The sequence below is a fragment of the Pseudorhodoferax aquiterrae genome, assembly GCF_014652235.1.
Taxonomy (GTDB): Bacteria; Pseudomonadota; Gammaproteobacteria; order Burkholderiales; family Burkholderiaceae_C; genus Pseudorhodoferax; species Pseudorhodoferax aquiterrae.
Genome location: NZ_BMYK01000005.1, coordinates 326,862 through 336,916 on the forward strand (window position 1 = coordinate 326,862; position 10,055 = coordinate 336,916).

The following is a 10,055-nucleotide window of genomic DNA, read 5'->3' on the forward strand; positions in this document are numbered from 1 at the left end:
GCGGGCGTTGCAGGCCTTGCCCGGGCACCAGCCCGAGCTGCGGCCTGCGCCTACGCCTGCGGCACGCCGCACCCCGTCGTGGGCGCGATCGGTCCATTCACACGTTCTGAGGCCGGCCCCATGGACCGCCCGATCGACGACCCCTTCGCCGCGCTGGACGAGCAGCACACCTTCGTCAAGCCGCGCCCGGGCGGTGGGGCTGCGCCGCGCCCGTCCGCCAACCCCATCCCGGCTGTGGCCGCCGAGAGCGAGACCGCCGCGCCCGCGCCGGGCCTGAACCCGCTCGTCACGCTGGCCAACCGATTGCTGCTGCTGGTGCCCGCGCTGCGCGCCACGCAGCGTGTGGACGACCCGGCCGCCCTGCGCCAGGCGCTGGCCCAGGGCATCCGCGACTTCTGCACCGACGCGGCCGCGGCCGGCATCGCGCCCGAGCGCGTGATGGCCGCGCGCTACGTGCTGTGCACCCTGCTCGACGAGGCCGCGGCCGACACACCCTGGGGCGGCAACGGTGCCTGGGCGCAGTACAGCCTGCTGGCCATGTTCCACAACGAGACGCGCGGCGGCGAGAAGGTCTTCCAGCTCATGGCCCGGCTGGCCGAGCAGCCGGCCGCCAACCGCGACCTGCTCGAACTCGTCTACGCCGCGCTGGCGCTGGGCTTCGAGGGCCGCTGGCGCGTCGTCGACAACGGTGCCGCCCAGCTCGAGGCCGTGCGCGACCGGCTCGCGCAGATCGTGCGCAAGGAGCGCGGCGACCATGCCCAGGCGCTGGCCGCGCACTGGCAGGTGGAGCCGCTGCCGCAGCGCCGCTTCTCGGGCTGGCTGCCGCTGGGCGCCACGGCCGCCGGCGCGGCGCTGCTGCTGGCGCTGGTGTACTCGGGCCTGTCGCTGTCGCTGGCCGAGCGCTCGGACCGCGTGTTCGGCCAGATCCAGGCGCTGCGCCTGACGCCGCCCGTCACGGCGCCGCCGCCGCCCGCGCCCGTGCCGCGCCTGGCGCAGCTGCTGCAGCCCGACGTGAAGGGCGGCCTGGTGGCGGTGCGCGATGAGGTCGACCGCAGCGTCGTCACCTTGCGCGGCGACGGCCTGTTCGCGCCGGCCAGCGCCACGCCCGCGGCGGGGCAGGAGGCGCTGCTCGGCCGCATCGCCGCAGCGCTCCGGCAGCTGCCCGGCACCGTGCTCGTCACGGGCCACAGCGACAGCAGCCCGATCCGCACGGCGCGCTTTCCATCCAACTGGCACCTCTCGCAGGAGCGCGCCGAGGCCGTGCAGGCGCGTCTCGTGGACTACGGCCTGCCGGCCGAGCGCGTGCGCGCCGAGGGCCGGGCCGACGCCGAGCCGCTGGTGCCCAACGACAGCACCAGCAACCGCGCCCTGAACCGCCGCGTGGAGATCACGCTGATGGTGCTGGGGCGTGCGCCGGTCGCGGCCACGGCCGCGGTGCCGGCCGCTGCATCCGCCGCCTCGGGAGCCACGCGATGAAGAAGCTGCTGGGCTGGATCTTCAACCGCTGGCTGCTGCTGGCGCTGCTGCTCGTCGCGCTGTCGCTGGTGCTCTGGATCGCCGGGCCGCTGCTGGCCATCGGCGAAGTCCGGCCGCTGGAGACCGAGCGCGCGCGTGCCATCGCCATCGTGGTGCTGCTGGTGCTGGTGGCGCTGCGCATCGCCTGGGGCCGCTGGCGCGCCAGGCGCGGCAATGCCGCCGTGGTGCAGCAGCTGATCCAGCCGGCCGCGGCCGAGCCGCGCGAGAGCGCCGACATGGCGGCCGTGCGCCAGCAGTTCGAGCGCGCGCTGCGCGGCCTGGAGCAGGCCCGCTTCGGCCCGCGTGGCACGCTCAAGGGCTGGGCCGCGCGCCTGGGCGGGCGGCACCTGTACGAGCTGCCCTGGTACCTCATCATCGGCGCGCCGGGCTCGGGCAAGACCACGGCGCTGCGCTACAGCGGGCTGCGCTTCCCGCTGGCCGAGCTGCTGGGCAAGGAGGCGCTGCGCGGCGTCGGCGGCACCCGGCATTGCGACTGGTGGTTCACCGACCGCGCCGTGCTGATCGACACGGCCGGGCGCTTCACCACGCAGGACAGCGACCCCGACAACGACCAGGCCACCTGGAACGGCTTTCTGCAGATGCTGCGCCGCACGCGCACGCGCCAGCCCATCAACGGCGTGCTGGTCACGGTCTCGGTCAGCGACCTGCTGGCGCAGCCCGCGGCCGAGCGCGCCCAGCATGCGCAAACCGTGCGCGCGCGGCTGCAGGAGCTGCACGGCCAGCTCGGCATGGCGTTTCCGATCTACCTCATGGTCACCAAGGCCGACCTCCTGGCCGGCTTCATGGACTACTTCGCCACGCTGGACAAGGAGCAGCGCAACACGCCCTGGGGCTTCAGCTTCGCGCGGGGCAGCCAGGCGCCGCTGGCCGGCATGCCGGCCGAGTTCGACGCGCTGCAGCAGCGTCTGGTCGACGGCCTGGTTGCACGCCTGCAGGCCGAGCGCGACCCGGGCCGGCGCGCGCGCATCTACGGCTTCCCGGTGCAGTTCGCGGCACTGCGCGAGGCGCTGCAGGAGTTCGCCGAAGGCGTGTTCGCCCCCTCGACGCTGGAAGCCAGGCCGCTGCTGCGCGGGATCTACTTCGTGAGCGGCACGCAGGAGGGCGCGCCGATCGACCGCGCGCTCGGGGCCGTGGCGCGCCGCTTTCGGCTGGAGCAGGCGCTGGTGCCGCCGCAGCAGGCCAGTGGCCGCAGCTACTTCCTGCAGCGCCTGCTGGAGGACGTGGTGTTCGCCGAGGCCGGCCTGGCCGGCCTGCGCGGCGGTGCCGAGCGCCGGCGCCGCTGGACGCTGGCCGCCGGCTACGGCGCCGTGGGCGCCGTCACGGCCGGCCTGCTCGCGGCCTGGACCCTGAGCTGGCTGGACAACCGCCGCTACGTCGACGCCGTGGCCGCGCGCGCCGGCCCGGTGCAGCAGCTGCTGGCCGCCACGCCCGACCGCGCCACGCCCGAGCTGCTGCCACTGCTGCCGGCGCTGGAGGCCACGCATGCACTGGCCCAGCCCGAGGCCGCGCCGGGCGGCTTCGGCCTGTCGCAGCAGCGCAAGCTCGACAGCGCCGCCCAGGCCGCCTATGCGCGCATGCTGACCGACGCGCTGCTGCCGCGCCTGGCCCTGCGCATCGAGGAACAGCTGCGCCAGGGCGTGGGCGCGCCCGAGCAGCAGTACGAGGCGCTCAAGGTCTACGCCATGCTGCATGCGCCGCAGCACTTCTCTGCCGAGGCCTTGCGCCGCCACGTGCAGGCCGACTGGCAGGCCACGCGGCGCGAGCTCACCCCCGCCCAGCGCGAGCAGCTGCAGCGCCACCTGGACGCGCTGCTCGCCCAGGGTGGCGTGGCCTCGCCGCTGCAGGCCGACAACGCGCTCGTGAGCGCCACGCGCGCCCAGCTGGCCAGCCTGCCGCTGCCCCAGCGCGTCTACAACCGGCTGCGCAACCAGGGCCTGGGCCAGGAGTTCGCGCCGTTCACGGTGGCGCGCGCGGCCGGCCCCAACGCCGCGCTGGTCTTCACGCGGGCCAGCGGCGCGCCGCTCACGCAGGGCGTGCCCGGCCTGTACACGCGCGATGGCTACCTGCGCGGCTTCCAGCGCGAGGTGGGGCAGGTGGCCGACCAGCTCGCGGCCGAGCAGCCCTGGGTGCTGGGTGTGGCCGACGAACCGCGCGACGCCGCCGCGCGCGTGCGTGCCAACGCGCCGCTGGTGGACGACGTGCGCCGCCTGTACCTCAACGACTACGCTGCCACCTGGGAGGCCTTCATCGCCGACATCAAGCTGCTGCCCATGGGCCAGCTCGCGCAGTCGGTGCAGATGTCGCGCCTGCTGTCGGCCTCCGACAGCCCGCTGGCGCCGCTGCTCAAGGCCATCTCGCGCGAGACCACGCTGGCCAGCGGCGGCACCACGGTGGAGACGGCCGAGCAGCGCGCGCAGGACATCGTGCGCCAGGGCCGCGAGAAGCTGGCCGGCGTGCTGGGCGCGGGCGGCGCCGCGCCGGGCGCGGGCGCGCCCTCGCTGGAGGAGCAACTGGTGGACGCCCGCTTCGCCAGCCTGCGCCACTTCGTCACCGCGCCCGCTGGCGGCCGCGCGCCGCTGGACGACACGCTGGCCCTGGTGGCCGAGGTCAACCTGCTGCTCAACGCGGCCCAGACCGCGCTGCAGGGCGGGGCGGCGCCGCCGCCGTCGCCGTTGCCCAACCGCGTCAAGGCCGAGGCCGCGCGCATGCCGCAGCCGCTGCGCGCCATGATGGAGACGCTGTCGCAGAGCAGCGCCAACATCGCCCAGGGCCTGCTGCGCCAGACGCTGGCGCAGGAGGTGCGCGCGCAGGTCGGCGAGTTCTGCCAGCAGGCCGTGGCCGGCCGCTACCCGCTGGTGCCGGGCTCGGCGCGCGACGTGACGCAGGCCGACTTCGCCGCGCTGTTCGGCCCCGGCGGCAAGATCGACCAGCTGTTCCAGCAGAAGCTGGCGCCCTACGTGGACACCAGCCAGCGCCCCTGGCGCTTCCGCGCCGTGGAGGGCACGCCGCTGGGCGCGGACGGCGGCCAGCTGCCGCAGTTCCAGCGCGCCGCCGCGATCCGCGAGACCTTCTTCCCCGGAGCCGGCGCGCCCGCGCTGCGGCTGGACTTCAAGCCCGTCGAGATGGACGCCTCGATCCAGCAGTTCATCCTCGACGTGGACGGCCAGATCGTGCGCTACGCCCACGGCCCGCAGATCCCGAGCTCGGTGCAATGGCCCGGGCCGCGTGGCAGTTCCGAGGTGCGCGTGCAGCTGAGCCCGCCCAGCGCCAGCGGGGCCTCGGGCCTGGTGGACGGCGGCCCCTGGGCGCTGTTCCGGCTGTTCGACCGCGTGCAGATCGACCCCACGGGCGCGCCCGAGCGCTTCCGCGCCACCTTCGACATCGGCGGTCGCAAGGCCGTGTTCGAGGTCACCACGAGCAGCGTGCGCAACCCGTTCCGGCTGCGCGAGCTGCGCGAGTTCGGTTGTCCGGCGGGGTTGTGATGGACTTGGAGCCCGACACGATCACCATGCCGGCCGTGGCCGCTGCCATGGGGGCCGCGCCACCGGCCTGGTACGGCAAGCTCTCCATGCTCGGCGACTTCGCCCAGCGCCGGCTGCCGCAGGAGGTGGCCCTGGCCTGCGACCGCTGGCTGGCCGCCACCATGCACGCGCTGCCCCAGGTGCTGGGCGAGCGCTGGCCCTGGGCCTACCTGGAGGCGCCGCTGCTGCGCTTCGCCTGCGGGCCCGGCGTGCTGTCGGCGCACTGGTGGTTCGGCGTGCTGATGCCCAGCTGCGACAAGGTGGGCCGCTACTTCCCGCTCTGGGTGGGCCAGGGCACGGCCCAGCCGCCGCGCGATGCCGCGGCCCTGGCCGGCCTCGTGGCCTGGTACGAGGCGCTGGCGCGCGCGGCCGTGCGCACGCTCGAAGACGGCGCCACCGTGGCGGCCTTCGAGGCCGAACTGTCCGCCATGCCGGCCTGGCCCGCGGCGGCCGGGCAGAGGCCCGCGGCGCCTGCGCTGCCCGAGGCGCTGGCCCTGCTGGCCACCGATGCACTGCTGGCGCGGCTGCAGGGTCGCACGCTGTGGTGGCCGGCCGTGCGCCAGGCCGCGCGCCCGGCGGAACTGCAGCTCGCCGACGGCCTGCCCGGCGCCGAGCTGCTGGCGCAGCTGCTGCTGGCGGACCAACCCGCGGGCCGCTGAGCGCCGCCCGTCAGTCGGCCGCCACGACCCACACCGCGATCGCGCTGTAGTTGTCCTGGTCCTGCCGGCCCTGCGCCGCGATGGCGTCGCGCATGGCGGCCAGCCAGGCCTGCGGCGACTCCGCGGCGAGCAGGCTGGACACGATGCCCGCATCGCCCACGCTGGCCCACCAGCCGTCGCTGCAGAGCAGGAACCGGTCGCCGCTGGCCAGTGGCTGCTCCGCCGTGGTGTGCGGCTGCAGTTCGCCGTCGATGCCCAGCGCGGCGGCCAGGTGGTGCTTGTGCGGATGGTGCCGGGCCTGCTCGGGCGTCAGCACGCCGGCGTCGATCAGGCCTTGCACCAGCGTGTCGTCGCGCGTGACCTGGTCGATGCCATGCCCGCGCAGCCGGTACAGCCGCGAGTCGCCCACGTGGCTCCACAGCGCCACGCCGCGCCGCGCATCGATGCACAGCGCCACCACCGTGGTGTGCATGGGCGCCTGCGTGCGCCGGCCGTTGCGCACCTCGGCATGGGCGGCCAGCACGGCGTCGGTCAGCAGCTCGGGCCGCCAGGGCAGCGTGGCATCGCCCAGGCCGGCCTGCAGGCTGCCGATGGCCAGGCGCGCGGCCTCGGCACCGTCGGAATGGCCGCCCGCGCCATCGGCCAGCACGGCGAACCAGGCCGGGCCGTTGTCGCGCATGAGCACGGCGTCCTCGTTGACGGTGCGTGTTCCCTGTTCGCTGCAGCACGCCACCTGCAGGCGCAAGGCGGGTGCCGTCATTGTGTGTCGCCGGTGTGCCGGGCCAAGCGTTGCAGCTGCTCCTCGTAGGCTTCGAGGAAGGCCTTGCCGAACAGCGCGTGGAAGTCCTCGCGCGCCTCCTCGCGCAGCGCCTCGAAGTGGCGCAGGTACAGCGCCCACAGCCGCGCCTTGCGGTTCTGCGGCAGCACGCTGTCGAGCACCGAGCGGCCGCTGAGCTGCGATTCCAGCACGGTGGGTTCGAAGCGCGCCAGCACGCCTTCCAGCGCGGCGCGCGTGCCGGCCATGCTGCCGATGGTGTGGCCCACCAGATCCTGCATGGCGTCGCGCATGGCCTCGCGGGCCGGCAGGAAGCCGCGCAGCGGCGGGCGCAGCAGCTGCTCCAGCACCGACTGCGCGTCGGGCGAGAACTTGAGCGGGTTGTTGTCGCGCGCGCGGATCATGGTCACGTTGGCGCGCAGCTCCTGGCGCGTGGCGGCGCGCACGGCGAGCATCTGCAGCGTGCCGTCGACGGCGGCGCGCAGCAGCTCGCCGACCAGCTGCATGCGCTCGGCGCCACCGCCCTGGGCCGGGTCGGGCCGGATGCCGGCACCGGCGCAGAAGGCGGCCCACAGCGCATCGTCACCGTCCGTGGCCGGTGGCGGTGCCGGCAGCGGCGCAGCGGGCGCCGGGGCCTGCACGGGCCGCGGCACGAAGGGCGTCTGCAGCAGTGGCGCATGGTCGTCCTGCGTGGCGGGCGCCGGCGCCTGCCGGGGCGTGGTGTCGGCGGCCCCGGCCAGGAAGCCGGCCACCGCGTCGTGCGTGGCCATGCCCGGCGCCAGGCCGAACATCTCGTCGAGCGAGCGGCCCTCGCCTGGGGGCAGCAGGTCGGCGAACGGGTCGCCGGTGGCCGGCGCCGGTGGTGGCGCGCGGGCCGGGTCGGCGCGCGCGGCGAAGGGGTCGAAGTCGTCGGGCAGCAGCGCGCCCGCAGGGGCGGCCCGCGATGCAGGCCTGGACGTGGGGGTGGGCGCATCGGCGCCGAGCAGGTCCGCGAAGGGATTGCCCGCGCCGACCGGCGTGGCCAGCGGCGCCGGCCGCAGCAGCGTGGCGCCCGCATCGGGCTCCGGGCCGGCCAGCACTTCGAGCCGGTAGCCGCCGATGCGCACTTCGTCGCGCGCTTGCAGCGGCACCGATTCCCCCTGGTGCAGCGGCTGGCCCGCGACCACGATGGGGTTGGCGCTGCCGATGTTGCGGATCAGGAAGCCGCCCTGCGGCCGGGCCTGGATCTCGGCCTGCTGGCGCGAGATGTGGCGCTCGGGGTCGGGCAGGGCCAGCGTGTTGTGGTCGGCCCGGCCGATGGTGCCGCCGCGGCCGTCGAACTGGGCCGTGATCGGCTGGGTCAGCGGCAGTTCGTTCAGCGACACCGCGCGCAGGGTCAGGGTCATGGTGATGCGCTCCTTCGGCCCGGCCATGGTGGGGCCGCGCGGCGCCGCGCTCAATGTCCGAAAGTCATGGCCAGCCAGGTGGCGACCGCGCCGAACACCAGCGCCAGCCAGGCCCAGGTGCGCACCGCGCCATCGGCGCGGCGCAAGCGCAGCGTGCGCAGCCCAGCTGCCACGAGGAAGGCCGCGGCCAGCAGCGCGAAGACCAGGTCGGTGTGCATCACCCACCCCGGCCCGGCAGGCCCAGCAGGCGGCGCTGCCGCCAGGTCGGCGCCGCCACGTTGAAGCCGGCCTGCCCCGGCTGCAGCAGCACCAGCAGCTGGGCCGCGAGCGCGCGCTGGCGCTGCGTGCCCGTGCGCAACACCTGGCCCAGGTGCGCGGGCGTGGGCGCCGCGCCGACGAAGCAGCGCGGGGCGGCGAACGCGCCAGCCCGGGCCTGCCACCAGCGCTGCACGCGGGCCGGGTCGGGCCAGGGCAGGTTCTCGTCGTCGTCGAGCGCCACGTCCTCGTCGTCCGGGTCGTCGCTGGGGCCGGTCTGCAGATCCGCGGGCGGCGGCTGCTCCAGCTCCAACGCCACGAGGTCGGCTCCGGTGATGGTGGAGAAGGCTTCGCCCGCCACGCGCGCGAGCGCCACGTCCTCCATGCGCTCGATGAGCCAGGGCACGAGCCGCGCGTCGCCAAGCCAGCCGATGGCGCGCACGGCCTCGCGCGGCGCGGCTGGCATCAGCTCGCGCAGCTGCGCGCGCGCCTGCTCGGGCGGCAGCGCCTGCACCGCCAGCGGACGCAGCGGGTCGCAGGCGGCGGGCGTGGCGAAGGCGGCCCGCTCCAGTGCGCGCAGGGCCGTGCCGCGGTCGCCGAGCAGGCAGGCGGACCGCGCAGCGGCCCCGGCCAGGGGCGGCGCATCCAGCGCGGCCAGCACCAGTGGCAGCAGCTCGGTGCGCCCCAGTGCGGCCGCCGTGCGCAAGGCGGACAGGCGCAGCACCGGGTCGTCCGCGCGCAAGGCCGGGGCCAGGGCAGGGCCGGGGTCGACGCCGTGCAGCCGGCAGGCTTCCAACCCCAGCGCGCGCTGCCAGGGCGGGGCCGCGGCCAGCAGCATGCGCACGGGTTCGCGCAGCAGCGGCGCGCTGCTCCACCCCAGCGCCGAGACGATGCCGCGCCAGGCCTCGGGCACGGCGGGCGCGAGCGCCAGCACGCGCTGCTGCAGGTCCGCGTCCCGCGCCTGCAGCGCGGCGGCGAAGGCGGTGAAGACTTCGCCGCAGCCGCACTGCTCCAGCGCCACCTGCGCCCGCGCGAGGCCCTCGGCGCCGGCCACGGCCAGGCCGTCCAGGTGCGCATCCAGCCGCTCGTCGAGCCGGCCCAGCTGCAACAGCCGCACATGCGGTGCGCGCACCAGCACCGAGCGCACATGGCGCAGGTGCGCCGCTTCGTCCGCATGCTGCTGCACGATGGCCGGGATCGGCAGGCGCGACAGCATGGCGGGCTCGGCCTGCGTGGGGATCGGGGAAAAGGGCGCTTGCACCGGGGCATGCTGCGCGTGGGGCCGGCCGCGGAGCAATGTCCGAAAGTCACCTGCGCAATGCGCGCGCGGCTCCCATACTGCAGGCGTCGCATCGAGAGCGTCTTCCATGCCCAAACCGTCCCTGGTCCTCATGGCCGTGCTGGTGCTGCTGACAGGCTGCGCCGCGCCGCCCAAGCCGGCGCCCGAATCGGCGCCCTCGCGCATGCCGGCGCCCGCACCGCCGCCCGCGCCGGAACCGCCCCCACCGCGTGCGCCGCAGCGCCCGGCCACGCCGGCCGAGGCGGCGCAGGCGCAGAAGATGGCCCGCGCCGTGATCGACCTGCTGGAGGCCGGCAAGGAGGACGAGGCGCGCGCCGAACTGGAGCGCGCACTGGCGCTGGACTTCAACAACAAGCTGGCCCTGAACCTCATGCGCCAGATCACCATGGACCCGGCCGAACTGGGCCGCGAGTCCTTCAACTACACGGTGCGGCCCAGCGACACGCTGTCGCGCATCGCCCAGCGCTTCCTGAACGACCTGTACGCCTTCTACATCCTGGCGCGCTACAACGGCATCGCGGTGCCCAAGCAGATCAGCAGCGGCCAGGTGCTGCGGATCCCGGGCAAGCCACCGGCCGGCGGCGCGGCCGCGGCGCCCGAGCCCGCACCGCGGCCGGCCGCGCC

At 75.6% G+C, this 10,055-nt stretch carries 8 protein-coding genes; 4 read left to right on the plus strand and 4 right to left on the minus strand.

All coding sequences use genetic code 11. The annotated features are described in order from the left end of the window. Window positions 1-120: 120 nt before the first annotated feature. From IE209_RS11810 to tagF, 3 genes are read left to right on the plus strand one after another with little or no spacing between them, the layout of a single operon-like run. Window positions 121-1,476, plus strand: a complete 1,356-nt coding sequence (locus IE209_RS11810; RefSeq protein WP_189687131.1) for a DotU family type VI secretion system protein — start codon at window positions 121-123, stop codon at window positions 1,474-1,476. Next, the gene (gene tssM / locus IE209_RS11815) at window positions 1,473-5,018 is read left to right on the plus strand and encodes a type VI secretion system membrane subunit TssM (RefSeq protein WP_189687132.1); all 3,546 of its coding nucleotides are present in this window, start codon (window positions 1,473-1,475) and stop codon (window positions 5,016-5,018) included. The genes IE209_RS11810 and tssM overlap by 4 nt, the downstream gene beginning before the upstream one ends. Beyond that, window positions 5,018-5,716, plus strand: a complete 699-nt coding sequence (gene tagF, locus IE209_RS11820) for a type VI secretion system-associated protein TagF (RefSeq protein WP_189687133.1) — start codon at window positions 5,018-5,020, stop codon at window positions 5,714-5,716. Before tssM ends, tagF begins: the two co-directional genes overlap by 1 nt. A gap of 10 nt (window positions 5,717-5,726) precedes the next feature. Here tagF and IE209_RS11825 read toward each other — a convergent pair whose 3' ends face one another. From IE209_RS11825 to IE209_RS11840, 4 genes are read right to left on the minus strand one after another with little or no spacing between them, the layout of a single operon-like run. Next, on the minus strand, window positions 5,727-6,476 hold the full coding sequence (locus IE209_RS11825) for a PP2C family protein-serine/threonine phosphatase (protein ID WP_189687134.1): 750 nt from the start codon (window positions 6,474-6,476) through the stop codon (window positions 5,727-5,729). Next, window positions 6,473-7,876: a type VI secretion system-associated FHA domain protein TagH gene (gene tagH / locus IE209_RS11830; RefSeq protein WP_189687135.1), complete on the minus strand. Its 1,404-nt coding sequence runs from the start codon at window positions 7,874-7,876 to the stop codon at window positions 6,473-6,475. The genes IE209_RS11825 and tagH overlap by 4 nt, the downstream gene beginning before the upstream one ends. Before the next feature lie 50 nt (window positions 7,877-7,926). Then, window positions 7,927-8,094, minus strand: coding sequence for a hypothetical protein (locus IE209_RS11835; RefSeq protein WP_189687136.1), 168 nt, complete (start codon window positions 8,092-8,094; stop codon window positions 7,927-7,929). Then, window positions 8,094-9,392 (minus strand): TIGR02270 family protein, encoded by a 1,299-nt coding sequence (locus IE209_RS11840; RefSeq protein WP_229882813.1) that lies wholly within the window; start codon window positions 9,390-9,392, stop codon window positions 8,094-8,096. The genes IE209_RS11835 and IE209_RS11840 overlap by 1 nt, the downstream gene beginning before the upstream one ends. A gap of 106 nt (window positions 9,393-9,498) precedes the next feature. On the opposite strand from IE209_RS11840, the gene IE209_RS11845 reads away from it, so the two are divergent. Beyond that, window positions 9,499-10,055: LysM peptidoglycan-binding domain-containing protein (locus IE209_RS11845; RefSeq protein WP_189687137.1), on the plus strand; the 557-nt coding region annotated here is incomplete at its 3' end.